Source organism: Siculibacillus lacustris (genome assembly GCF_004328075.1).
Classification (GTDB): Bacteria; Pseudomonadota; Alphaproteobacteria; order Rhizobiales; family Ancalomicrobiaceae; genus Siculibacillus; species Siculibacillus lacustris.
On the sequence record NZ_SJFN01000002.1, the window covers coordinates 130,915 to 156,117 of the forward strand.

At 68.8% G+C, this 25,203-nt stretch carries 14 protein-coding genes and 1 pseudogene; 5 read left to right on the forward strand and 10 right to left on the reverse strand.

Annotated elements, in window-relative coordinates:
* Positions 1-110: 110 nt before the first annotated feature.
* Together EYW49_RS01985 and EYW49_RS01990 are read right to left on the reverse strand one after the other, a co-directional pair.
* The gene (locus tag EYW49_RS01985) at positions 111-578 is read right to left on the reverse strand and encodes a retropepsin-like aspartic protease (protein WP_131305426.1); all 468 of its coding nucleotides are present in this window, start codon (positions 576-578) and stop codon (positions 111-113) included.
* Entirely contained in the window at positions 550-813 is a 264-nt protein-coding gene (locus EYW49_RS01990; protein WP_131305428.1) for a hypothetical protein, read from the reverse strand. Before EYW49_RS01990 ends, EYW49_RS01985 begins: the two co-directional genes overlap by 29 nt.
* Positions 814-1,142: 329 nt before the next feature.
* On the opposite strand from EYW49_RS01990, the pseudogene uvrB reads away from it, so the two are divergent.
* A pseudogene (gene uvrB / locus EYW49_RS01995) lies at positions 1,143-3,752 on the forward strand (excinuclease ABC subunit UvrB); the annotation flags it as partial.
* Between the two features lie 875 nt (positions 3,753-4,627).
* Here the strand turns inward: uvrB and EYW49_RS02000 are convergent.
* Complete coding sequence (locus EYW49_RS02000; RefSeq protein WP_131305432.1) at positions 4,628-5,743, reverse strand: acyltransferase family protein; 1,116 nt, start codon at positions 5,741-5,743, stop codon at positions 4,628-4,630.
* A gap of 220 nt (positions 5,744-5,963) precedes the next feature.
* Here EYW49_RS02000 and EYW49_RS02005 point away from each other — a divergent pair, with 220 nt between their 5' ends.
* Positions 5,964-7,007, forward strand: coding sequence for a glutathione S-transferase family protein (locus tag EYW49_RS02005; RefSeq protein WP_131305434.1), 1,044 nt, complete (start codon positions 5,964-5,966; stop codon positions 7,005-7,007).
* Between the two features lie 111 nt (positions 7,008-7,118).
* Here the strand turns inward: EYW49_RS02005 and apbC are convergent, their stop codons facing one another.
* The gene (gene apbC, locus EYW49_RS02010; RefSeq protein WP_131305436.1) at positions 7,119-8,234 is read right to left on the reverse strand and encodes an iron-sulfur cluster carrier protein ApbC; all 1,116 of its coding nucleotides are present in this window, start codon (positions 8,232-8,234) and stop codon (positions 7,119-7,121) included.
* Positions 8,235-8,786: 552 nt separating this feature from the next.
* Here apbC and EYW49_RS02015 point away from each other — a divergent pair.
* Positions 8,787-9,809, forward strand: coding sequence for a LacI family DNA-binding transcriptional regulator (locus EYW49_RS02015; protein WP_131305438.1), 1,023 nt, complete (start codon positions 8,787-8,789; stop codon positions 9,807-9,809).
* 16 nt (positions 9,810-9,825) lie between these two features.
* Here the strand turns inward: EYW49_RS02015 and EYW49_RS02020 are convergent, their stop codons facing one another.
* Genes EYW49_RS02020 through EYW49_RS02030 form a run of 3 tightly spaced genes read right to left on the reverse strand, consistent with a single transcriptional unit; the run spans position 9,826 to position 14,812 of the window.
* Positions 9,826-12,981, reverse strand: coding sequence for an efflux RND transporter permease subunit (locus EYW49_RS02020; RefSeq protein ID WP_131305440.1), 3,156 nt, complete (start codon positions 12,979-12,981; stop codon positions 9,826-9,828).
* A gap of 57 nt (positions 12,982-13,038) precedes the next feature.
* Positions 13,039-14,154, reverse strand: coding sequence for an efflux RND transporter periplasmic adaptor subunit (locus tag EYW49_RS02025; RefSeq protein ID WP_131305442.1), 1,116 nt, complete (start codon positions 14,152-14,154; stop codon positions 13,039-13,041).
* A 52-nt stretch (positions 14,155-14,206) separates the two neighbouring features.
* Complete coding sequence (locus tag EYW49_RS02030; RefSeq protein ID WP_131305444.1) at positions 14,207-14,812, reverse strand: TetR/AcrR family transcriptional regulator; 606 nt, start codon at positions 14,810-14,812, stop codon at positions 14,207-14,209.
* 373 nt (positions 14,813-15,185) lie between these two features.
* Between EYW49_RS02030 and pepN the strand changes: the two genes are divergently transcribed.
* Positions 15,186-17,834, forward strand: coding sequence for an aminopeptidase N (gene pepN, locus EYW49_RS02035; RefSeq protein WP_131305446.1), 2,649 nt, complete (start codon positions 15,186-15,188; stop codon positions 17,832-17,834).
* A 172-nt stretch (positions 17,835-18,006) separates the two neighbouring features.
* The gene (locus EYW49_RS02040) at positions 18,007-20,355 is read left to right on the forward strand and encodes a sensor histidine kinase (protein ID WP_131305448.1); all 2,349 of its coding nucleotides are present in this window, start codon (positions 18,007-18,009) and stop codon (positions 20,353-20,355) included.
* 162 nt (positions 20,356-20,517) lie between these two features.
* Here EYW49_RS02040 and EYW49_RS02045 read toward each other — a convergent pair whose 3' ends face one another.
* From EYW49_RS02045 to EYW49_RS02055, 3 genes are all read right to left on the reverse strand, one after another.
* The gene (locus EYW49_RS02045) at positions 20,518-21,150 is read right to left on the reverse strand and encodes an EF-hand domain-containing protein (RefSeq protein ID WP_131305450.1); all 633 of its coding nucleotides are present in this window, start codon (positions 21,148-21,150) and stop codon (positions 20,518-20,520) included.
* Between the two features lie 119 nt (positions 21,151-21,269).
* Positions 21,270-24,266 carry a bifunctional [glutamine synthetase] adenylyltransferase/[glutamine synthetase]-adenylyl-L-tyrosine phosphorylase gene (locus EYW49_RS02050; RefSeq protein WP_131305452.1) on the reverse strand — a complete coding sequence of 999 codons (2,997 nt, stop codon included), beginning with the start codon at positions 24,264-24,266 and terminating at the stop codon, positions 21,270-21,272.
* Positions 24,267-24,479: 213 nt separating this feature from the next.
* Entirely contained in the window at positions 24,480-25,196 is a 717-nt protein-coding gene (locus EYW49_RS02055; RefSeq protein ID WP_131305454.1) for a carbonic anhydrase, read from the reverse strand.
* Between the last annotated feature and the right edge of the window lie 7 nt (positions 25,197-25,203).

Consider the following 25,203-nt stretch of genomic DNA (forward strand, 5'->3'; position numbering starts at 1 on the left):
CGGCACTCCAGGTGCGAACGGTGCAAGTCGCCGCGCTCCATGCAACTCACGACGCCAACAGACGGAATTGCACTGCTCGATCTCGAAAAGACAATAGTTCCGATCACAATTCAGAACGAAAAGCTGAACGTGCCTACGCCTTCAACCGCCAACGATCCCGTCGCAAGAACGTCCATTCCGAGCAACACGTCGAAGCCCGCATTTTCCAAATCGAGCTCCCCACCCTGAATTAGATCCTGTAAAATATGTGCCTCAAATTTGTACTCATTCTCACCTGACCCCTTCGAACCAACGACAAATCCGACATTGAACAAATAATTGTTGTGATATGAAACTCCACCGACGCCCAGAACCGGGAATTTCCCAATGGGCCGCAGCTTCAATTTTTGCGCCGCTGCTTTCGAAATCATCGTACGCTGAGCGCCGGTGTCGACCAGAGCCTTGAACATGTGATCGTTGATGTTCCCCGCACCAAAATCGACCTCTCCGCCGCCGAGATCGACCAGCCCGTTGGCATCAAAGATCGCAACGTTTATGAAAATCTGCGACTTATTGTGGTTGAGCCAAAGGCACGGCATAGGAAAACATCCCGAGATTTACCGGGCTCGTTTCGATTACCTGCACCGAGAACAGACCATCGGTGTAGAAACTCCGCCCAGTCGTGTGCGCATCGCGCAATGTATCGTAAATTCCGATGATTTCGCTGTTCCGCATCAACGCAAATTTCCCGCGATCCGTCTTGATCAAATCCCCGACCTTCTCTTGGAAGGCATTGAAATTCAATTCGACTTCTCTCTCGATCGAGTCAGCCATCGCACTCATCTCCCCAAATCGAGAAACATTCGCGTATTCCGATCGTCGTGCGAACCGATAGGTCCTTCGTCGTCTTTCATCTGAGCGCTTCGTTCGAAACTGCTCAGCCAAGCTCGACCAAAGGCCGCGACAACCAACCATCCCGAGGGCATGAAGGTATCACAACGAAGGCCATTCCTGAATATCTGCTCGGCAAACCTGACCTTCAAGAGTCTCGCGTCGGCGTTCGGATCGTCGCACCGACACCACGTCATGTCGAACGACGTCCATGCGCACGAAAAGGGAACACGACCCTTTCCGCAGGGCCGGACTCACGCCATATTCCCGGCATGACCCGACCGCCCCGCTCGTCCCGCCCGTCCTCGCCCGCCGCCCCGTCGAAGCGGTCGCCCGCCCGTGGTCCCGCGGAGGACGCCGGAGCGCCGGCCGATCCGCCGTGGGGCAGCGACGACGCCGCGCCGTTCGGCTTCGGCGAGGCGCCGCAGCCCCCCGGTTTCGGCGAGGCGCCTCAGGCCGGATTCGACGTCGGGGCAAAACCGTTGTCGGGATCGATCTCGGACTGGGCCGACGAGATCGCCAAGGCGGCGCAGCCGCCGGCGCCGGCGCCGGCCAAGAGCCGCGGACGGCCGAAGAAGGCCGGCGGCGACGCGGCGACCGCCACCGAACGGGTGGCGAGCGGGCTCAACGCCGTGTCCGGCCTGGAGATCGGCCTGGAAGACGCCGGTCAGGTGCCGCAGGGCGGCGCCACCGCCACGGTCGAGGCGCTGTCGGCGCTGATCTCCTCGGGCAATCCGCTGTTCAAGGACGGCAAGTTGTGGACGCCGCATCGGCCCGAACGGCCGCCCAAGTCGGAGGGCGGCATCCGCTTCGTGCTGGAGAGCCCCTATGAGCCGGCCGGCGACCAGCCGACGGCGATCGCCGAACTGGTCGAAGGCATCAATCGCCAGGACCGCACCCAGGTGCTGCTCGGGGTCACCGGCTCGGGCAAGACCTTCACCATGGCCAAGATCATCGAGGCGACCCAGCGCCCGGCGTTGATCCTCGCCCCCAACAAGACCCTGGCCGCCCAGCTCTACGGCGAGTTCAAGTCGTTCTTCCCGCACAACGCGGTCGAATATTTCGTCTCCTACTACGATTATTACCAGCCGGAAGCCTATGTGCCGCGCACCGACACGTTCATCGAGAAGGAATCCTCGATCAACGAACAGATCGACCGGATGCGCCACGCCGCCACCCGCTCGCTGTTGGAACGCGACGACGTCATCATCGTCGCCTCGGTCTCGTGCATCTACGGTATCGGCTCGGTCGAGACCTATACGGCGATGACCTTCTCGATCGAGGTCGGCGAACGCATGGACCAGCGGCAGTTGCTCGCCGATCTGGTGGCGCTGCAGTACAAGCGCAACGACGTCGCCTTCCAGCGCGGCGCCTTCCGCGTGCGCGGCGACACGGTCGAAGTGTTTCCCGCCCATTTGGAAGATCGCGCCTGGCGGATCTCGTTCTTCGGCGACGAAATCGAGAGCATCGCCGAATTCGATCCGCTGACCGGACAGAAGAGCCAGGACCTGAAGTTCGTCAAGGTCTACGCCAATTCCCATTACGTCACGCCCAAGCCGACGCTGCAGCAGGCGATCCAGTCGATCAAGAAGGAACTGAAGCACCGGGTGACCGAGCTCGAAGCGGCCGGGCGGCTGCTCGAGATGCAGCGCATCGACCAGCGCACCACCTTCGATCTCGAAATGATGGAGGCGACCGGGGCGTGCGCCGGTATCGAGAACTATTCGCGCTATCTGACCGGGCGCCAGCCGGGCGAGCCGCCGCCGACCCTGTTCGAATATCTTCCCGACGAGGCGCTGGTGTTCGCCGACGAGAGCCACGTGACCATTCCGCAGATCGGCGGCATGTACCGCGGCGACTTCAGGCGCAAGGCGACGCTGGCCGAATACGGCTTCCGCCTGCCGTCCTGCATGGACAACCGGCCGCTGCGTTTCGAGGAGTGGAACGCCATGCGGCCGCAGACGGTGGCGGTGTCGGCGACCCCGGGCGGCTGGGAGATCGAAGAGGCCGGCGGCGTGTTCGTCGAGCAGGTGATCCGCCCGACCGGGCTGATCGATCCGCCGATCGACATCCGGCCGGCGACCAAACAGGTCGAGGATCTGCTCGGCGAAGTGCGCGAGGTCGCGGCGCGCGGCAACCGCGTGCTGGTGACCACCCTGACCAAGCGGATGGCCGAAGATCTCACCGAGTATTTCCATGAGAACGGGGTGCGGGTGCGCTACATGCACTCGGACATCGAAACCCTGGAGCGCATCGAGATCATCCGCGATCTGCGGCTCGGGGCCTTCGACGTGCTGGTCGGCATCAACCTGCTGCGCGAAGGTCTCGACATTCCGGAATGTTCGCTGGTGGCGATCCTCGACGCCGACAAGGAGGGCTTCCTGCGCTCCGAGACCTCGCTGATCCAGACCATCGGCCGCGCCGCGCGCAACGTCGACGGCCGGGTGATCCTCTACGCCGACCACATGACCGGCTCGATGGAGCTGGCGATCGCCGAGACCGATCGGCGCCGCGAAAAGCAGGTCGCCTACAACCTCGAACACGGGATCACCCCGGAATCGATCAAGCGCAACATTTCCGACGTGTTGTCGTCGGTCTACGAGCAGGACCACGTCACCATCGAGGCGGGCTTCGCGGAAGAAGGCCATCTGGTCGGCCACAACCTCGCGGCCCACATCGCGTCCTTGCGCGAGCGGATGAAGAAGGCGGCGACCAACCTCGAGTTCGAGGAGGCGGCGCGGCTGCGCGACGAGATCAAGCGGCTGGAGGCGACCGAGCTGGTGCTCGCCGACGATCCGCTGGCGCGGCAATCGACGGTCGACGACGCCACCGGCGGCTATGCCGGCGACAAGAAATACGGCCGCAACGCCAATCTCCCGCCGACCAAGGTGAGGAAGAATTCGCTCGACGAGATGACCGTCGGCCGCACCGAAGTGCCGCTCGGCGCGGGCGAGCCGCCGCGACGTCCGGCCCCGTCGACCGCGGCGGGGACGGCCAGGTACAAGGGGAAAGGGCGGCGCGGGAGGCGGTGATGGGCGGGGGGACGCGGCGATTCGGCTCGGCCTTCGCGGTGCTCGGTCCGTTGATGCTCGGCGGCTGCATTCCGTTTCCGACGCTCGACACGATTTCCCCCACCGCGGAGGTGACCGTCGTCGACGAGACCGGGGCACCCGTCGAAGGTGCCCTGGTCGAGTTGACCTCCCACCAATTTCCAGGGTTTTCAGAAGATAGAGTAAAATTGGAGACGACAAACAGATCCGGACACGTATATTTCGAACCACAGAGGGAAGTTCATATGAGCAGCCTCATGCCTCACGGCATGAGGTTTTTTCAATTTTCATGGTGCATCAGCAAACCCGGCTTCGAAACGATCACCATGTATGATCCAGAGCTCGGAAATTGGTTCGAGTTGGCACGGTCGTTCCGGTTGAAGCGGGGCGCGGGACGGAGTTGCGGAGACCCGGCAAAATAGCACCCGGTGGTTCGGGGGCGCCCACTGCGACGAGTGGTAGCGCCGCGGAGCGCCCCTTCCCTTCTCCCCTCGCGGGAGAAGGTGGCCGAAGGCCGGATGAGGGGATCGACCGTTCCGCACGCGCCGGCTCGAGAGGGGGTGCCCAGACCCCTCATCCGCCGCTTCGCGGCACCTTCTCCCGCAAGGGGAGAAGGGATGGCCGCGGCAGGTCCTCGGCTGAACCCTGCCGTTTGTGCCGGTATCGATGCCATCGCCGGGGGCCGACGGGTTTCTCGAAGAGCCCCCTCACTCGCCCGCATCCGCCGCGCGCCGGCGCCGCAACACCCCGGCGCGCCAGGCCAGGGTCCGCACCTCGGCCGGATAGCCGACGATCACCGCGAAACCGACCGCCACCGCCACATAGACCGGGAACAGCACCTCCGGCGGCGGCGCGGCGTCGAGGTGGTTGACCACCGTGCCGGCGGCGATCAGGGCGATGCCGTGGCCGAGGTAGATCGGGTAGCTCGCCAGCCCCGCCACGCGGGCGATCGCCAGCAGCCGGGGCGACGGCCTCGGCCGGACGCCGCCGGGGCGCGGCGGCAGGAGCCACAGGGCGGCGGCCAGCGCCAGCGACCAGAACACCATCCACACGGTGTCGCCCCAGCGCGGCTGGAACAGGTTCCACAGCGCGACGGTGCCGGCGATCGCCAGGACCGCGGCGCCGAACCGGCGGCCGTGGCCGTCGCGGATGCGGTCGACGTCGGTGGCGGCGAGGCTGCCGAGCAGCCAGAAGAAGAAATAGAGCGGCAGCGACACCAGCGTGTAGCTGGCGCGGGTGCCGATCGCCGCATGGGCGGCGACGCCGGGGGCGAGCAGGGCGAAAGCCAGCGCGAAGGCGACGAGGCGCCGCCGACGCGCCGGCACCAGGGCCAGACAGGCGCCCCAGGCGAGATAGCTCAGCAATTCGTGGGTCAGCGACCAACTGGCGTTGTAGGCGCCGTATGGGTCGAGGATGCCCTGGAGCATCCCGGCCTGCCAGATCAGGTTGATTTCGTGGGGTTCCCACATCACCGGGCGGCCGCCGACCGCGGCGAGGCCGAGTTCGCCGATCCCGACCACGGCGAGGAAGACCGCATAGAGCGGCAGAATGCGGGTCAGGCGCGCCACCAGATAGGTCGCGACGTCGCGATCGGCGCGGCCACCGCCGGCGCGCTCGATGCAGTAGCCGGAGAGCACGAAGAAGCCGGAGACCCACAACCCGCCGGTGACCAGGCGCGACATCGGCCACGGGCTCCAGCCGGGATGGAGCTCGTGGACCAGCACATAGGCGTGCCCGACCACCACCATCACCGCGAAGACGAGGCGCAGGACATCGATCTGCCAGACGTAGCCGTCGCCCTGTGCCGCGCTCTGGGGCCGCATCCGCCCTCCCCTCGCCCGGTCCGCGCCGGGTGCCGCCCGACGCGGTGACGGGTTCGCCGTGTCGTGGTGCGATCTTCCCCTAGCATGATTTTCGAATGGTCCTCCACCGCGGTCGTCGCCTCAGGGCGAACGGTGCGTCGTCGCGCGCGCCGCTGGGCAGGCCGGCCCGCAGGGGCTAGGTCTGACGACGGGTGGCGCGACCACCGAGAGGAGCGAGACCATGCCGCAACTGATCGACGGGGTCTGGATGACGGGCGAAGTGGCGGCGAGCGAGACCCGCGACGGCGCCTTCCATCGCGAACCGACCCGCTTCCGCCGCTGGCTGACCGCCGACGGCGGGCCGGTGGCGCCCGAGATCCTCACCCCGGAGTTCCACGCTCCCGGCGCGACGGTCCCGGCGACCCTGCCGGCGGTGGCCGGACGCTACCGGCTCTATGTCGCCTATATCTGCCCCTGGGCGAGCCGGACGCTGATCTGGCGCAAACTGAAGGGGCTCGACGCGGTGATCCCGATCACCGTCGCCGATCCGGAGCTCGGCGAAGAGGGCTGGAGCTTCCGCGATCCCGACGGCCGCAGCCGCGATCCGGTCGAAGGCATCGGCGCGTTGCACGAGCTCTACACCCGTGCCGACCCGCGCTACACCGGCAAGGTCTCGGTGCCGGTGCTGTGGGACACGGTCGAGCGGACCATCGTCAACAACGAATCCGCCGACATCGTACGGATGCTCGACGGCGCCTTCGACGGGCTGACCGGCAATCGGGTGGTGCTCTACCCCGAACCGCTGCGGCCGACGATCGACGCGTGGAACGCCCGGATCTATCCGGCGCTGAACAACGGCGTCTACCGCGCCGGCTTCGCCCGCACCCAGAGGGCTTACGAGACGGCCTTCGACGAGGTCTTCGCGATGCTGGCGGCGCTCGAGGCGCATCTCGCGACCTCGCGCTACCTCGCCGGCGAGCACCTCACCGAAGCCGATTGGCGGCTGTTCGTGACCCTGGTGCGCTTCGACGCCGCCTATTTCGGCGCGTTCAAATGCAATCTGCGGCGGATCGTCGACCACCCGGCGCTGTCGGGCTACCTGCGCGAGCTGTATCGATGGCCGGGCATCGCCGAGACGGTGAACATCGACCACATCAAGCGCGGCTACTATTCGATCCGCCACATCAACCCGACCGGCATCGTGCCCAAGGGCCCGGCGCTCGACTTCGCCGCCCCGCACGATCGCGACCGGCTGCCGGGGCGTGGGTTGTGGATGCGCGGATGAACCGGATTTCGGGTAATGCGGCGTGAAGCCGCGATTCAACCGGATTTCGGCTCATCGATCACGCGGCCGACCGGGCACCGGCCGGAACGGTGCTTCCCGCCGGGCCTCGGCTCACTCGATGACGATGGTCGGCGGGCGGCGCACCGCGCCGGCGCCGTCGAGGCGGGCGCGCACCAGGGTGGCGATCTCGCGGTAGACCACGGCATGGGGACCGTCGGGGGCGTCGATGACGATCGGGCGACCACCGTCCGAGCCCTCGCGGATCGCCATGGTCAGCGGGATCTCGCCGAGGAAGGGCACGCCGAGGCGGGCGGCTTCGTCGCGGGCGCCGCCGTGGGCGAAGATGTCGTGGCGGCTGCCGCAGTTCGGGCAGACGAAATAGGACATGTTCTCGACGATGCCGAGGATCGGCACGTCGACCTTCTCGAACATCGCGACGCCGCGGCGGGCGTCGATCAGCGCGAGGTCCTGGGGCGTCGAGACCACCACCGCGCCGGCCAGCGGCACCGCCTGGGCCAGCGTCAACTGGGCGTCGCCGGTGCCCGGCGGCATGTCGACCACCAGGATGTCGAGCTCGCCCCAGTCGACGTCGCGCAGCAGCTGGGTGACGGCGCTCATCACCATCGGCCCGCGCCAGATCATCGGCGCCTCTTCGTCGACCAGGAAGCCGATCGACATCACGCGGATACCGAAGACCTCGATCGGCACGATGATCCGGCCGTCGCGCAGTTCCGGCCGGCGACCGCCGAGGCCGAACAGCTTGGGCACCGACGGGCCGTAGATGTCGGCGTCGAGCAGACCGATGCGCAGGCCGAGCCCGGCCAGCGCCAAGGCGAGATTGGCGGCGGTGGTCGACTTGCCGACGCCACCCTTGCCGGAGGCGACCGCGACGATGTGGCGGACGCCGGGCAGATCGACGCGGTTCTTCGATTCGGGACGCGGCGCGGCGGCCGGGCGCGGCGGCGGCGCGGCGGCGGGATCGCGTTCGGCGGTCAGCGAGACAGTGGCCGCGGCGATCCCCGGAAGGGCCGCGACGCGGCTCTCGGCGGCCTTGCGCAGGGCCTCGAACTCGGCGGCGCGGGCCGGATCGACGGCGATCGAAAAGAACACCCGGTCGCCGACGAAGGCGATCTCGGACAGCGCCGGCGAAGCGGCGAGCGGGGTGCGGCCGTCGGGGCCGGTGAGGTCGGCGAGGGCGGCGATCACGGTCTCGCGGGTCGGGGCCATGACGGGTCTCCGGTTCGGGTCGGCATCGCGACCCGAGGGTCGCCTCGGCCCGATAGACACCCTCCGTCCGACCGCGTCAACGGGCCTCGCGGCGCGAATCGCCGGGCGACGAGCACGCGCGACGGCGGTCGATCGCGGGGCCCGCGGGACGGATCGAGGCGCGGCGCGCAACCCGCCGCGGCCCGGCGCGAAGGTGGTTCGCCGGGACGAACCGGCGCCGTCGGAAGATTCCGGGCGGCCACGTCTTCCGCAGCGTAACATTCGTTCTGCAGAGTAGTGAGACACCGGCGCGAATGTCCGAGGCGTTCTTCTCGGTCCTACTCGATCTGATCTGCGCGCCCTTCCGCTCGGTCGCGCCTGCCTTCGACAGTGCACCGGACGCGAAAAAGTCGCCATCTCTGGACACTGTGAAGCTCAACCATCCGACCAACGCTCGAAGGCCGGACTTTTTCGCAGTGGGAACTTGCATCAGAAAAGCCCGAACCGTAAATATGACCAGCTTCCGCCGCTCCTACTGGTGTATTTTCTTATCCTTCAACAAAAAGTAGAATCATGTCTCTCCGCCTCATCGCGACGGCGCTCGGCCTCAGCGTCACTACGGTTTCCCGGGCGCTGTCGGACTATGCGGACGTCGCGGAAGACACCAAGCGGCGGGTGCTCGCCGAAGCCGCACGTATCGGCTACGTGCCCAACGCGGTGGCGCGCCGGCTCCAGAAGGGGCGTACCGATTCGATCGGGGTGGTCGCCTGGCTCGACAATCTCGGCAATTCCGACACGATGTTGTTCGATGCGGTGGCCGCCGCGTGGTCGCGCCTCGACGAGCTCGAACTCGACATGGTGCTGCTCGGTACCGGGCTCGATCTCGAGCGCGACCGCGCCGATCGCGGCCCGTTCAAGCGCACGGTCCGCGAGCGCAGCGTCGACGGCATCCTGTTGCTGCGGCCGCAGATCGACGACTGGCGGATCGATTTCCTGCGCGCCTCGGACTTCCCCTTCGTGGTGCTCGGGGCCACCGAACAGCCGCTGCCGGGGGTGATCACCATCGGTCCCGACACCGATGCCGCGGCCGCCGCGGTGGTGGCGCGCCTGACCGAACTCGGCCATCGCGCCGTCGCCTGCATCTCGCCGGTGGCGCGCCATCAGTATGCCCGCGCCCACGGGGCGGCGCTGCGTCGCCGAGCCGCGGCGGTCGGGCTGAAGGTCGTGCTCTACGAGGGTCCGCCGAGCGAGGACGGCGGCGCGGAGACGACGCAGGCGGTGCTCGCCGAGCCGTCACCGCCGACCGCCTTCGTCTATCTCTACAACCGCATGGCGCACGGCGGCCTGACGGCGCTGTACCGGTGCGGCTTGACGCCCGGACGCGACGTCGCGGTGATCTCGCTCGGCGACGACGCCCTGCTGCCGCACACCCGGCCGCCGCTGACCGCGGTGCGTACCCCGGTGCGCGACATGGCCCGTCACGGAGTCGACGTGCTGGAACGGATGATCCGCCGGCAGCCGCCGCAGGCGATCCCGATCTGGCCGGCCGAGCTGATCCTGCGCGACTCCGACGGACCGGTGGCGCCGGCCCGCTGAGCCGGCGCGGCCGGGATCAGGTTCCGGCCGCCGCGCCGGCCTCCGGATCGGTCAGCGCCTCTTCCACCGACGTGCCATGGAGAATGCGGTCCTCGCCGGATTCCGGCTCGGGCCGGCGCACTCGGAAGAACAGCGCATAGGCCGCGGGCAGCACGAAGATGGTCAGCACCGTGGCGGCGAGGATGCCGCCCATCATGGCGTAGGCCATCGGACCCCAGAAGGCCGACTGGGCGATCGGGATCAGGGCCAGCACCGCCGCCGCGGCGGTCAGCATGATCGGCCGGAAGCGTCGCACCGCGGCTTCGACGGTGGCGTGCCACGGCGGGTGGCCGGCTTCGAGATCCTGGCCGATCTGGTCGATCAGGATCACCGAGTTGCGCATGATGATGCCGGCGAGCGCGATCACGCCGAGGATGGCGACGAAGCCGAAGGCCGAGTTGGTGAGGATCAGCGCCGCCGAGGCGCCGATCAGCCCGAGGGGCGCGGTCATGAACACCAGCATGGTCTTGCCGAAGTGCTGCAGCTGGATCATCAGCAGCACCATCATGACGAGGATCATGATCGGCGCCTTGGCGTTGATCGAGGCCTGGCTCTTGGCCGATTCCTCGACGCCGCCCTGCATCTCGATGGTATAGCCGGGGGCGAGCTGGTCGCGCAGCGGCTTCAGGCCGTCGTAGATGCGCTGGGTGACGTCGTTGGACGGCATGCCGTCGGGGATGATGCCGCGCACGGTGATCGACGGCAGGCGGTTGCGCCGCCATTCGATGCCCGGCTCCAGCACCGGCACGACATGGGCGACCTGCGACATCGGCACACTGCGGCCGGACGCGGTCGGCACGTAGGTCTCCTCGACCGCGGTCAGGAGATTGCGGCCGCCTTCGGATTCGCGCAGCTGGATCGACACGGTCTCGTCGCCGTCGCGGAACTCGCCGATCGGCGCGCCGGACAGCGCCGCCTGGAGGGTGCGGCGAATGACCTGAGACGTCACCCCCAGAGCACGCGCGCGGTCCTGGTCGACCACCAGACGCAGGGCCGGAACCGGCTCGAGCCAGTCGTCGTGGACGGTGGAGACCACCGGATCGGCGCGGAAGGCTTCGGTGACCCGGTCGGCGAGGCGCCGGACCTCGCGACGATCGGGGCCGGTGACCCGCATCTGGGCGGCCCAGCCGACCGGCGGGCCGTTGAACAGCTTGTCGACCTTGAAGCGGATCGAGGGGAAGTCGCGGGAGAGCAGGCCGCGGATCGCCCCGACCAGACGTTCGCGGGCCGGCAGGTCCTTGGCGACCACCAGGATCTCGGAGAAGTTGGGATTGCGCAGCTGCTGGTCGAGCGGCAGGTAGAAGCGCGGCGCGCCTTCGCCGATGAAGGTGGCGATATAGGCCTGATCGCCGTCGGCGAGGATGCGGGCCTCGATCTCGCGGGTGCGGGCGTCGACTTCGGCGATGCCGGTGCCTTCGGGGAACCACAGGTCGACCAGCAGTTCGAGCCGGGTCGATTCGGGGAAGAAGCTCTTCGGCACGTATTTGAAGCCGTTGACCCCGACCACGAAGGCGGCGAGCGTCGCCACCAGGACGATCACCCGATGGCCGACCGACCACGAGATGGCGGCGCGCAGGCCACGGTAGAAGCGGGTGCCGTAGGCGTCGCGGTGCTCGCCGGAATGGGGGCGGGCCTTGAGCAGCATGTTGCCGAGCCACGGGGTGAAATAGACCGCGGCGACCCACGACACGCACAGCGAGATGCCGACCACCCAGAACAGGGTGTTGACGTATTCGCCCGCGGTCGACTTGGCGAAGCCGACGGGGATGAAGCCGGCGGTGGTGACCAGGGTGCCGGTGAGCATCGGGAAGGCGGTCGAGGTATAGGCGAAGGAGGCGGCCGAGATCTTGTCCAGGCCCTCGTCGAGTTTGCGCTCCATCATCTCCACCGCGATCATCGCGTCGTCGACCAGCAGGCCGAGGGAGATGATCAGGGCACCGAGCGAGATGCGCTGCAGATCGATGCCCATCACCGACATCACCGCGAAGGTGGCGCACAGCACCAGCGGGATGGTCACCGCCACCACCAGACCGGCGCGCCAGCCGATCGACAGGAAGGACACCGCCAGCACGATCACCAGCGCTTCGATCAGCGCCTCGAAGAATTCGTCGATCGAGTGGGCGACGACCTTGGGCTGATCGGAGACGTGGCCGAGTTCGACGCCGACCGGCAGCGAGGCCTCCAGGGTCTTCATCGCCGCCGACAGCTCGGTGCCGAGTGCGGTGACGTTGCCGCCCTTGTTCATGACCACGCCGAGCAGCACCGCGTCCTTGCCCTGGAAGCGGAACAGGCGGTCGGGCGGATCGATCAGGCCGGAGGACACGGTGGCAATGTCGCCGAGGCGGATCACCTCGGCGCCGGCGCGGATGCGCAGCTCGCGCAGGTCCTCGACGCGGTGGAACACCCCTTCGACGGCGATGCGCACCGAGCGGATGCCGGATTCGACGCGACCGGCGGGATCCATGGCGTTCTGTTGGGCGAGCGCATCGGCGATGGTCTGGGCGTTGATGCCGCGTTCGGCCAACGTCTTCGACGAGACGTCGACGTAGATCTTCTGATCCTGATCACCGAGGATCTGGGCCTTCTCGACCCCGCCCACCCGAAGGGCGGTGTCGCGAGCGCGCTTGGCGAATTCCTTGAGTTCCGGATAGCCGTAGCCGGAACCGGTCAAGGCATAGAGCGCGACGTAGGTGTCGCCGAACTCGTCGTTGAAATAGGGGCCGAGCACCCCGGCGGGGAAGTTGCCGGAGATGTCGCCGATCTTCTTGCGCACCTGATAGAAGGCGTCGGCGACGTCGCGGCCGAACACGTCGCCGCGAATCGTCACCATCACCACCGCCGAGCCGGCGCGGGTGTAGGACTTGACGAATTCGAGGCCGGGAGTCTCCTGGAGCTTGCGCTCGATCTTGTCGACGACCTGGTCCTGCATCTCCTCGAGGCTGGCGCCGGGCCACACCGCCTGGACGACCATGACGCGGAAGGTGAATTCCGGATCTTCCTTCTGACCCAGCGACATCACCGACAGGACGCCGGCGATCACCGTCAGGACGAAGAAGAACCGCGTCAGATGGCCGTGGTGGATCGCCCATCGCGAGAGGTTGAAGCCCTGGCCGGGGACGGGAAGATTGAGCATGGCGAACTCCTGCCGACAGCCGGCACGATCTCGGAGAGGGAAGCGGGCGGCGAAGCGTCAGTTCTCGGCGCCGACGACGCTGCGGCCGTCGGCGGCGGTCCCCGGCAGGAGGACCTTCTTGCCCGGCACCAGGAACTGGACGCCGGCGGTGACCACCATGTCGCCGCGCTTCAGGCCGGCGACCACGCCGACGCCTTCGGGCACCACCGCGCCGAGGGTAACCGGCCGAGGATCGACGGTGGCGGTGGCGCGATCGACCACCCAGACGCGGGTGACGCCGCCGGCTTCGGCCAGCGCCGACAAGGGCACGACGATGGTTCCGGCGGCGACCGGCACGTCGGCCTCGACGGTGGCGGTCATGCCGAGGCGGACGCGGTCGTCGGCCGGCAGGGCGATGCGGATGGCATAGGTGCGCGAGGCGGGGTCGGCGCTGCCGGCGATCTCGCGGATGCGGCCGGCGAGGCGCAGATCCTTGTCGGCCCAGAAGCGAACGCCGACGGTCTGGTCCTTGGCGAAATGCACCACGTCCTGCTCGGGCACGGCGATCGCCACTTCCTTCTCGTCGTCGCGGGCGAGGGTGACCACCGGCGTGCCGGCGGCGACCACCTGGCCGACGTCGGCGCGGATGTCGGTGACGATGCCGTCGGCATCGGAGGCGAGATCGGCATAGGCGATCTGGTTGGCGGCCTGATCGCGGGCCGACAGGGCGGCCTCCAGGCCCGCGACCGCCTGATCGGCGTCGAGGGTGGCGCCGTCGAGGCCGGCCTTGGTGACGAAGCCCTTGGCGGCCAGGGCGCGGGCGCGTTCGCGGCCGTCCTCGGCGACCTTGACCCGCGAGCGGGCGGCGACGACGTTGGCCTCGGCGGTCTGCAACGACAGCTTGAGATCGGTCGGATCGAGGCGGGCGAGGACGCGGCCGGCTTCGACGCGCTGGCCGACGTCGACCTTGCGCTCGACGATCTTGCCGCCGACGCGGAAGCCCAGTGCCGTCTCGACGCGGGCGCGCACCGAACCGGAATAGCGGATCGGCCGGGTCTCGGCGGCGGCGGCGACGGTCATCACCTTGACCGGGCGGACCGGCTCGCCGCCCTTGTCGGCGCTCTCCTCCTTGCAGCCGGCGAGGGCGACGAGGACGACGGCGACGGCACAACGCCGCAGGACGGAAGACGTCATGAGTGGAGCCTCTCCTGGATGGGCCGATCGGCGGCCGGGCGCGTCCCCGCGGTCAGGGGCATCTCAGCGCCCTGAGGATGAATTCGGACAATTCCTCGGGGCCGGCGCGCTCGATGTCGTCGGCGCACTGGCGCAGCAAGGTCGGATGGAACAGCGACACATGGGCCTGGCGCGCGCAGACCGCCGATCGGCGGATGTCGGCCTGGGGCGGGAACTCGCCGGCGGCCACGCCCTCGGCGATCAGCGCCTCGAGGACGTCGGTCATGCGCACCAGATGGGCCTGGATGGTCTCCCATTCCTCGGCCATCGCCACTTCGACGATCTCGTAGGTCTTGGGGTCGGAGACGAAGGCCTCGAGATTCAGGCGATGGTTGTCGATGAAGAAGCGGCGCAGGCGATCGGCGGCGCTGCCGCCCGAGGCGACGATCTCGAGATTGTAGGCGTGGCGCTGCGCCAACATGCGCTCGCACTTGGCCTCGACGATCTCCAGCTTGGAGGCGAAGAAGCGATAGACGTTGGCCGGCGACATGCCGAGCTCGCGGGCGATGTCGGCGACCGTGGTCTTGCCGTAGCCGTAATGGCCGAACAGGCGATCCGCAGTGTCGAGAATGCGCGTCCGAGTGTCGGCGCGGGTCTCGTGAGCGTCCGGTTCGGTCATTGCGGGTCCTCGTCGGGCGCCGATGGTCGGATCGGCGGGATCGCGGTAAGGATTTGTTGACTGACGAATTACGTTATTCGTCACAAGATAATCGAAAGTCGCAGATCCGTCAACCCGGCGGACCGTTGCGGAGGACGCGCAACTCGCGGGCCGGCGGCGGCCGAAAGCGATCGCTACGGCCGTGGCGCGTGATCGATATCAACGACGCGGCGGCGGTTGCGGCGGCATGGTCGCGCCCGCGGGGCCGGTCGCGACGCCGGTGCTGACGGCGCCCGCGATCGCGGATAGGGTGCGCGGCTCTCGACCCGCGCCGCGGCCGGGCGAGAGCGATCCGCGCCGAGCGCGCGGGACCACCGAGCGAAAGGACGTGATCATGGATCTGGGCAGCGAGGGCAGGACGTCCGAAACGATTCGGCTCGCCGACTATCGGCCGACCCCCTATGCGATCACCGAGGTCCGGCTCGACTTCCGGCTCGATCTCGACGGCACCCGGGTGGTCGCCGAGACGCTGTTCCGGCGCCGCGACGGCATTGCCGCCGGCACGCCCCTGGTGCTCGACGGCGACGAGCTCGACCTCGCCGAGATCCGCCTCGACGGCGCACCGCTGCCGCCCGACGCCTGGACCGCCACGCCGCAACGCCTCGAAGTCCGGACCCCGCCGGCCGACGACTTCCACCTGACGGTGACGACCTGGCTCGATCCGGAGCGCAACACCAAGCTGATGGGCCTCTACCGGACCTCGGGCAACTGGTGCACCCAGTGCGAGGCGGAAGGGTTCCGGCGGATCACCTATTTCCTCGACCGCCCGGACGTGCTGGCGGTCTACACCACCCGCATCGAGGCGCCGCGCGCCGCCGCGCCGTACCTCCTGTCGAACGGCAACCGCATCGACGCGGGTGACGTCCCCGGCACCGACCGCCATTTCGCGGTGTGGCACGATCCCTTCCCCAAGCCCGCCTATCTGTTCGCGATGGTCGCCGGCACCTTCGAACGGATCGCCGACCGTTTCGTCACCGCCTCGGGGCGCGAGGTGGCCCTCGAGATCTACGTCGAGCCCGGCCGCGGCGCGCGCACCGCGCACGCGATGGATTCGCTGAAGCGCTCGATGCGCTGGGACGAGACCGAATATGGCCGCGAGTATGACCTCGACGTGTTCATGATCGTCGCCGTCGACGACTTCAACATGGGGGCGATGGAGAACAAGGGTCTCAACGTCTTCAACGAGAAATACGTGCTGGCCGACTCCGAGACGGCGACCGACGCCGACTATGCCCATGTCGAAGGGGTGATCGCCCACGAGTATTTCCACAACTGGACCGGCAACCGCATCACCTGCCGCGACTGGTTCCAGTTGTGCCTCAAGGAGGGCCTGACGGTCTTCCGCGACCAGGACTTCTCCGGCGACCAGCGCTCGCGGCCGGTCAAGCGCATCGCCGACGTGCGGCTGCTCAAGAGCCACCAGTTCCCCGAGGACGCCGGTCCCCTGGCCCATCCGGTGCGGCCCTCGACCTATCGCGAGATCAACAACTTCTACACCGCGACCGTCTACGAGAAGGGCGCCGAGGTGGTGCGGATGCTGAAGACGCTGATCGGCGCCGACGGCTTCCGGGCCGGCATGGATCTCTATTTCGCGCGCCACGACGGCAGTGCAGCGACCATCGAGGACTTCCTCGCCTGTTTCGCCGACGCCACCGGCCGCGATCTCGAGCGCTTCAAGCTCTGGTACACCCAGTCGGGCACCCCCGACGTGATGGTCTCGACCCATTGGGACGCCTCGGCCGGGCGGCTGCGCCTGACCTTCGACCAGACCGCCCTGCCCACCCCCGGCCAGCCGGTGAAGGCGCCGATGGTGGTGCCGATCCGCTTCGGACTGGTCGGCCCCTCCGGCGACGACCTCGCCTGGGAGCGGGTGAGCGGCGCCGAAGTCGCCGGCGACGTGATCGTGCTCGACGGCGCCCACCACGAGGTGGTGTTCGAGGGCGTGACGGCGCGGCCGGTGCCGTCGCTGCTGCGCGGCTTCTCGGCGCCGGTGCGGCTGACCCTCGGCTCCGACACCGCCGACCTGCTGCATCTGATGAGCCACGACCGCGACCCGTTCAACCGCTGGCAGGCCGGTCAGGCCCTGGCGATGCGGGCGCTGATCAGCGGCACTCAGGCGGCGCGGACCGGACAGACGGTCGAGATCGATCCGGCGCTGGCGTCGGCCTTCGCCGCGGTCGCCGCCGACGAGAGCCTCGACACCGCCTTCCGGGCGCTGGCGATCACCTTGCCCAACGACGCCGACGTCGCCCGCGAGATCGGCACCGACGTCGATCCCGACGCCATCGCCACGGCGATCGAGCAGTTGCGCGCTCGGGTGGCGACGGCCGGACGCGCGACCTTCCGCCGCATCCACGCCGAGATGGCGTCGAGCGGTCCCTATCGCGCCGACGCGGAGGCCGCCGGGCGGCGGGCGCTGCGCAATGCGGTGCTGGACCACCTGGTGCGGGCCGGCGACGGCGACCTCGCCGCCCAACGCTACAGGCAAGCCGACAACATGACCGATCGGCTGGCCGCCCTCACCGCCGCGGTGACCGTCGGGCTGCCGAGTGCCGAGGATCTGCTCGCCGACTTCTACCAGCGCTTCGCCGGCGATCCCTTGGTGATCGACAAGTGGCTGATGGTCCAGGCGACGGCGCCGCGGGCCGAAACCCTCGACCGGGTGCGGGCGTTGACCGCTCATCCGGCCTTCGCGGCGACCAATCCCAACCGGGTGCGGGCGCTGATCACCACCTTCGCCACCGGCAACCAGACCCAGTTCAACCGCGCCGACGGCGCCGGCTTCGCCTTCGTCGCGGACCAGGTCCTGATGCTCGATCGGATCAATCCGCAGGTCGCCGCCCGCCTGCTCTCGGCCTTCCGCTCGTGGCGGGCGTTGGAGCCGCGGCGGCGGGCCTATGCCGAAGCCGAGCTGAAACGGATCGTCGCCGCCCCCGATCTGTCGCGCGACGTCGCCGACATCGCCGGTCGATCGTTGGAATGAACTCGGCCGAGCCGTAGCGGAAGACGTCGCGGAACCCGATCCGGATGGTTACCGAAGTGTAAAGACCCTCTGGACAAGGCCCGACACGTCGATTCAAATGACCGTGATTCGCGGGGCGGTGGGGGTATCAACCCGGTCGAATCATTCATCGAATCGACCGCGGGGGGATCCCATGGCGCAGGCTTCTGCCCATGACACATCCGGGATTCGGCAACGCCGATTCCGTTTCGGAAGCCGCCCGCGGCTGACCGGTCACATCGACCTGTTGTCGACGCCGAGCTATCGCAGCATCGTCCGGCTCGAGCCGCTGTTGCGCCGGTCGATCCCGGTGCTGATCATCACCTTCATCGCCGTGCTGGCGCTGACCCGCATCGTCGGAGTGATGGAGACCCGTCAGGCGCTCGAGGACGGCGCCCGCGACGAGGCGACCCTGGTCGCCGCGGCGGTCGCCTCCGGCCTCGGCCGCGCCGACGCCCACCTCGCCGAGATCGGCTTCGAGGCGGCGACCCGCAACGTGCTCACCGAACTGCTGCCCAACCGGGTGACCACCGGCGGCCGCCAGATCCTGGTGGCCGATTCCGAAGGCATCGTGGTCACCACGGTGCCGACCGCCGCGACGCTCGAGAAGCGGCCGCTCACCTCGATTTTCGCCGCGGCCCAGCCGATGACCACCTTCGGGGCGCGCGCCGGGGTGCTCGACGTGGCCCTCGCCGACGGCCGCCCAGCCTTCGCCACGGTCCACCACATCGAAGGCGGGGCCGGCTCGGTGGCGGTCTACCAGCCGCAACAGGCGGTGTTCATCGACTGGCGCAAGGATCTGCGCACGAACGTGACGCTGTTCGTGTTCACCGCGGTGATCCTCCTGGTGCTGACCTACGCCTATTTCGTCCAGGCCCTGCGCGCCAACAGTGCCGACGCCCTCTACGCGACCACGTCGGCGCGCACCGACGCCGCCTTCAAGCGCGGGCGCTGCGGCTTCTGGGACTGGGATCTGGCCCGCGGCCGCTTCTACTGGTCGTCGTCGATGTTCGAGATGCTCGATCTGCCGACCGAGGACGGCATCGTCGGCTTCGGCGAGATCTGCCGCCTCGCCCACGAGGACGACATCGATTTCGGCACGCTCGCCAATCAATTGCTCAGCGGCGAGGTCACCACCCTCGACAAGGCCTTCCGGCTGCGCCGCGCCAACGGCGGTTGGCTGTGGTTCCGGGTGCGGGCCGAAGTGGTCGATCGGCCGGAGACCGGCTCGCGCCACCTGATCGGCATCGCCGCCGACATCACCGAGCATCGGCGGCTGGTCGAGACCACGGTCACCGCCGACCTGCGCCTGCGCGACGCGATCGAGACGATCTCCGAAGCCTTCGTGCTGTGGGACGCCGACAACCGGCTGGTGATGTGCAATTCCAAGTACCAACAGCTGCACGACCTGCCCGAAGGCTCGGTACGCCAGGGCGCGTCCTATGCCGACGTGATGAAGGCCGGGCGTCAGCCGATGGTGCATCTGCCGGTCGACACCGTCGACCCGACCGAGGACGGCGCCCGCACCTTCGAGGCGCAGATCGAGGATGGACGCTGGCTGCAGATCAACGAGCGGCGGACCAAGGACGGCGGCTTCGTCTCGGTCGGCACCGACATCACCCAGTTGAAGCGCCACGAGGAACGCCTGCTGGAGAGCGAGAAGCGGCTGATGGGCACGGTGCTCGACCTGCGCTCGTCGCGGCGCAAGCTGGAGATCCAGGCGCAACAGCTGGTCGAACTGGCCGAGAAATATTCGGAAGAAAAAGTCCGCGCCGAAGAGGCCAACAAGATCAAGTCGGACTTCCTCGCCAACATGTCGCACGAGCTGCGGACCCCGCTCAATGCGATCATCGGCTTCTCCGAGATCATGAGCCGCGACATGATCGGCACCTTCGGGCCGGAGAAATACGCCGAATATTCCCGCGACATCCACGATTCGGGCATGTTCCTGCTCAACGTCATCAACGACATCCTCGACATGTCGAAGATCGAATCGGGCCGGATGGAGCTCGCCCGCGATCCCGTCGGCCTCGACGAGATCCTGGCCGAGGCGAGCCGGATCATCGCCCGCGCCGCCGCCGACAAGGAGATCGTCCTGACGCCGATGGTCGAGCCGGGGCTGGTGTTCGTCGGCGACCGTCGCGCGGTCAAGCAGGTAATGCTCAACCTGCTGTCCAACGCCGTGAAGTTCACGCCCACCGGCGGACGCGTGGTGCTGCGCGCGCAGGCCGAAGAGACGGCGATCGTGGTGACGATCGAGGACACCGGCATCGGCATCCCGGAAGCGTTGCTCGCCTCGATCGGCCGGCCCTTCGTCCAGGTCGAGAACCAGTTCACCAAATCGCACAAGGGCTCGGGCCTCGGCCTGGCGATCGCTCGGTCGCTGGTCGAGCTGCACGGCGGCGAATTGTCGATCCGCTCGGCGCCGGGGGTCGGCACCGAAGTGTCGCTGACCCTGCCCCGACCGGAGCCGGTCGAGACGCGCCTCGCGGTCGCTTCCTGAGGCCCCTCTCCGGTCATGAAACGAGAAGCGCCGCGTCGGTTGCCCGGCGCGGCGCCTCGCATCCGGAGACGGGGCCGATCGCGTCGGGCATGCGATCGTCCCCGCCGACCCGGCAGGCGATGGAGCGGCGGAGGCCCCCGGGAAGGGCCCTCCGCCGGATCTTCACTTGGCCGGCGGCGCGGGAGGCGCGGCGGGGGCATCGCCCGGGGACATCCAGGGCATGCCGCCCGGCATCATCCCGCCGTGGCCGGGACCCATGGGCCCGTGCGGCATGGCGGCATGGGCCTTCTCGAGCTCGTCCTTGGTGACCTTGCCGTCGTCGTTGCGATCGAACAGCGCGAAGAGCTTCTTCGCCGGCTTCTCGAACTCGGCCTTGGTGACCTTGCCGTCGCCGTCGAGGTCGTGCTGGGCGAGGAAGTGCTCGGCGGCCTTGGGAGCGCGGCGGCCGACCCAGCTGTCGATCTCGGCGCGGTCGATCACGCCGTCGTGATTGGTGTCGATCTTGTCGAAACGGGCGTCGACGAAGGCCATCGCTTCGGCCAGGGTGACCGCGCCGTCCTTGTCGGTGTCGAGCTTGTCGAACATCCGGTCGACCATCTGGGCATGGCCCCAACCGTGCGGGCCGGCCATGCCGCCCTTCATGCCGGGGCCGCCGGCGTGATCGCCCCAGGCGGGGCCGTAGCCCATCGTGTCGGGGTTGCCGCAGGCGCCCATCGGGCCGCGGGCATGGGCGACGCCGGCGGCGGTGACCGCCAGGGCGGCGACACCGATCAACGCTTTGGTCCAGGTCTTCATGTGCGTGTCTCCTCGAAGGCGGCGGACGGCGGCGATGCCGAGAGGAATCGCCCGGGCTTCGTCCCGCCCTTCGAAGACGACGCTAGCCCCTTCCACATTGCCGCGACTTTGTCGGCGGATTACCGATCGTTCATGCTTTCTGCCGCGGCAGCGGGTCGGCGCCCGCGCGAGCGGCCCAGGAGGCGCCGGCAGAGTGCGGCAGTGCGCTGCTCGGTGTCGCGCAGATGGGCTTCCAGCGTGGCGAAGTCGGGCAGTTCGCCGACCCGGGCGAGCAGGGTCAACATGCCGCGCGGCACGTCGGCCGGGTGGAACGGCCCGTCGGCGGCGAGCCGCAGGGCCTGGGTGAGGCCCTGGAACAGATGCATCGCGGCGAGCAGCTCTTCGCCGGCCGCCGGATCGAGGCTGCCGTGGGCGACCAGGCGGCGCAGGGCACCGGCGGTGTTGGTGTCGAGCACTCCGGGGTCGCGCGCCGCGTCGCGCAGCATCAGATACTGGGCGACGAACTCGACGTCGACGAGGCCGCCCGCCACCTGCTTGATGTCCCAGGGGTCGGTGGTGCCCTTCTCGGTGGCGATCATCTCGCGCATCTCGACGACGTCGGCGCGCAGGCGATCGGGATCGCGCGGCCGGGCCAGCACGGTGCGCACCGCCGCGGCGACCCGAGCGGCGAAGTCGGCGGGACCGGCGATCACCCGGGCGCGAGTCAGCGCCATGTGTTCCCAGGTCCAGGCATCGCCCGCGTGGTAGCTCTCGAAGGCGGCGAGCCGCGTCGCCATCGGCCCCTTGTTGCCCGACGGGCGCAGGCGGAAATCGACCTCGTAGAGCAGGCCTTGGGCGGTCGGCGCCGAGAGGGCGGCGATCAGGCGCTGGGTCAGGCGGATGTAGTACTGGCTCGGGGCGAGCGGCCGCGGCCCGTCGGAGGCCTCGGCCTCGGCGTCGAAATCGTAGAGCAGCATCAGGTCGAGGTCGGAGGCCGCGGTGGTCTCGCGGCCGCCGAGCTTGCCGAGCGCCACCACCGCCGCGCGACCGCCGGGCACCCGGCCGTGGATCGTCGCGAACTCGGCCTCGACGGCGTCGAACAGGCGGCGCACCACCACCTCGGCGAGGGTGGCATAGGCGACGCCGGCCTCGACCGCCGACAGGGTGCCGGTCAGCACCCGCACGCCGACCAGGAAGATCTGCTCCTGGCCGAAGATACGGGCGCGGTCGAGCAGGTCCTCATAGGTCGCGGCCTCGGCGAAGGCGCGGGCGAGGTTGCGCTCGAGATCGGCGGCGCTCGGCACCGCGTCGAAGAAGGCGGGATCCATCAGGGTGTCGAAGACGTGGGGCCGGCGGCCGAGGGTATCGGCGAGCTTGGGCGCCACGCCCATCACCAGGGCGAGCAGCTCGAGCAGGGCCGGATGGGAGCACAGCAGCGAGAACAGTTGCACCCCGGTCGGCAGGTGGGCGAGCATCCGGTCGAAGGCGAGGAAGGCGGCGCCGGCGTTGTCGGTGGCGGCCAGCGCGGTCAGCAGCGACGGCGTCAGTTCGGTCAGGCGCTCGCGGGCGACCGTCGAGCGGGTCGCCGGGTAGCGGCCGAAGTGCCAGGCCCGCACCGCCGCGGTGACGTCGCGCGGCCGCTCGTAGCCCATGGCGGTCAGCGCATCGAGGGTGCCGGGGTCGTCCTCGTCGCCGGTGAAGACCAGATTGCCGGTGCCGCTCGACAGGTCGGGGGCATTCTCGAACAGCCGGGCATAGTGGCCCTGGACGCAGGTCAGGCGGCGGCGCAGGGCGGCGGCGAAGTCGCGGGCGCCGCGGAAGCCCATCATCCGGCCGATCCGCGCGACGCCGGCGTCGTCGTCGGGCAGGCAGTGAGACTGCTCGTCGGCGACCATCTGGATGCGGTGTTCGACGTTGCGCAGGAAGCCGTAGGCCTCGGTCAGCTCGTCGCGCGCCACCGCCTCGATCCAACCCTCTTCCGCCAGCCGGGCGAGCATGTCGAGGGTGCCGCGGCCGCGCAAATTCGGGTTGCGGCCGCCGGCGATCAGCTGCTGGGTCTGGACGAAGAATTCGATCTCGCGGATGCCGCCGCGACCGAGCTTGACGTTGTGGCCGTGGACGGCGATCTCGCCATGGCCCTTGTGGGCGTGGATCTGACGTTTGATCGAATGGACGTCGGCGATCGCCGCATAGTCGAAATACTTGCGCCAGATGAAGGGTCGGATCTCCGAGACGAAGTTCCAGCCGGCGGCGAGGTCGCCGGCCACCGGGCGCGCCTTGATCAGCGCGGCGCGCTCCCAGTTCTGGCCCATGCTCTCGTAATATTGGAAGGCGCCGTCGAGCGACATGGCGATCGGCGTGGCGCCGGGATCGGGGCGCAGGCGCAGGTCGACCCGGAAGACGTAACCGTCGACGGTGCGCTCCTGCATGATCTTGACCATGCGCTTGGTCAGTTTGACGAACAGATCGACCGCCTCGTCGGGATCGGCGAGCTTGGCGCGCGAGCGGTCGAAGAACACGATCAGATCGATGTCGGAGGAATAGTTGAGTTCGTGGGCGCCGTATTTGCCCATGCCGAGCAGCACCCAGCCGGAGCCGGCCGCCGGGTCTGCCGGGTCGGGCAGGATCAGCTTGCCGCGGGCGACCGCGTCGGCGAGGCAGAAGCGCACCGCGGCCCCGAGCGTCGCATCGGCGAGGCGGGTCAGCGCATCGGTGACCCGGACGATGTCCCAGACGCCGCCGAGATCGGCGAGTGCGATGGTCAGGGCGGCGCCCTGCTTGATGTGCCGCAGCGCCGTCATCAGCGCGGCTTCGTCGGGCGCGGCGAGACCGTCGGCGGCGGCGACCAGCTCGGCGAGGATCGCCGCCGGGTCGCTCGCCAGGATCCGGGCGAGGCGGGCGGGATCGCGCATCGCCAGATCGGTGAGATGGGGGGAATTGCCGAAGACCCCGAGCAGCACCCGGCGGATGCGCGGATCGGCGGCGAGCGCGGCGCGGAAGGGGGCGCCCGCCGGGCCGGCGGCGCGCTCGAGGACGCGCGAGAGGCCGATCTCGGCGGCCTTGCGGTCGCCGGGGGCCAGGGGCCGGACGATCCGATCGATCAGTGCGCCGGCGTCGCCGCCCGTATCAACGTCCATCGCCGTCGAGTCCTTCCCGCCGATCCCGCGCGGATCGTCGCCCCGAGATGACGGTGCCGGGGCGGTGCGGTCAAGCCGACCTTGGACGCGTCGACGGGGTTCTACGACGAAATCGCCCGTCCGGCGGACCGAACGGGCGGTTTCGAGGCGCGGATTTCGCGAACTCGGCGCGACGGAAGCGCGATTTTTCACGCGCAGGCCGATTCGCGGCGATCAGGCGAGGAACTCGACCTTGCCGGTATCGAGGGCGTAATAGGCGGCGACGATCTTGACCTTCCCCTCGTGGACGAGGTGGGAAAGGATCTTGCTGCGTCCGGGGATCTTGGCGGCGGTGCGGCGGGCGCTCTCGTGCACCGTGGCGTCGACCAGATCGGTGGCGCCGGCCTTCTGCGCCGCCTTCACCGCCGGCAGGATCGGCTCGACCATCGGCCCGATCGAGCCGGGCAACTTGGCCTTCTTGGTCACCACGTCGCAGGCCGCGGCAACCGCGCCGCAACGCTGGTGGCCCATCACCACGATCAGCGGCGAGCCGAGATGTTCCGCGCCGTATTCCATGGTGCCGAGCACGTCGGTGTCGATCATGTTGCCGGCGTTGCGGCACACGAACAATTCCCCGAGCCCGAGCCCGCCGAACAGCAGTTCCGGGGGGACGCGGCTGTCGGCGCAGGACAACACCGTCGCCCAGGGCGCCTGCCCGCCGGCGACGCTCGAGCGCTGGCCGGAGAGATCGGCGGCGCAGACCTGCGGCTGGGCGAGGAAGCGGGCGTTGCCGTCCTTCAGCTTGGCGAGCGCCTGATCGGCGGTGAGCCCGGTCGGCGCGGCGGCGGCCGGCCGCGGCGCGAGGCCGAGGCCAGCGGCGGCGGCGGCCATGCCGGCGAGCCCGAGGAAGGCGCGGCGCTTCATACCGATTCCCAGACATTGGTCACACATGGATGGT

Coding starts and splice junctions, on each gene's coding strand:
- EYW49_RS01985 (WP_131305426.1), bottom strand. CDS start 578: ATGCCGTGCCTTTGGCTCAACCACAATAAGTCGCAGATTTTCATAAAC.
- EYW49_RS01990 (WP_131305428.1), bottom strand. CDS start 813: ATGGCTGACTCGATCGAGAGAGAAGTCGAATTGAATTTCAATGCCTTC.
- EYW49_RS02000 (WP_131305432.1), bottom strand. CDS start 5,743: ATGCGGCCCCAGAGCGCGGCACAGGGCGACGGCTACGTCTGGCAGATC.
- EYW49_RS02005 (WP_131305434.1), top strand. CDS start 5,964: ATGCCGCAACTGATCGACGGGGTCTGGATGACGGGCGAAGTGGCGGCG.
- apbC (WP_131305436.1), bottom strand. CDS start 8,234: ATGGCCCCGACCCGCGAGACCGTGATCGCCGCCCTCGCCGACCTCACC.
- EYW49_RS02015 (WP_131305438.1), top strand. CDS start 8,787: ATGTCTCTCCGCCTCATCGCGACGGCGCTCGGCCTCAGCGTCACTACG.
- EYW49_RS02020 (WP_131305440.1), bottom strand. CDS start 12,981: ATGCTCAATCTTCCCGTCCCCGGCCAGGGCTTCAACCTCTCGCGATGG.
- EYW49_RS02025 (WP_131305442.1), bottom strand. CDS start 14,154: ATGACGTCTTCCGTCCTGCGGCGTTGTGCCGTCGCCGTCGTCCTCGTC.
- EYW49_RS02030 (WP_131305444.1), bottom strand. CDS start 14,812: ATGACCGAACCGGACGCTCACGAGACCCGCGCCGACACTCGGACGCGC.
- pepN (WP_131305446.1), top strand. CDS start 15,186: ATGGATCTGGGCAGCGAGGGCAGGACGTCCGAAACGATTCGGCTCGCC.
- EYW49_RS02040 (WP_131305448.1), top strand. CDS start 18,007: ATGGCGCAGGCTTCTGCCCATGACACATCCGGGATTCGGCAACGCCGA.
- EYW49_RS02045 (WP_131305450.1), bottom strand. CDS start 21,150: ATGAAGACCTGGACCAAAGCGTTGATCGGTGTCGCCGCCCTGGCGGTC.
- EYW49_RS02050 (WP_131305452.1), bottom strand. CDS start 24,266: ATGGACGTTGATACGGGCGGCGACGCCGGCGCACTGATCGATCGGATC.
- EYW49_RS02055 (WP_131305454.1), bottom strand. CDS start 25,196: ATGTGTGACCAATGTCTGGGAATCGGTATGAAGCGCCGCGCCTTCCTC.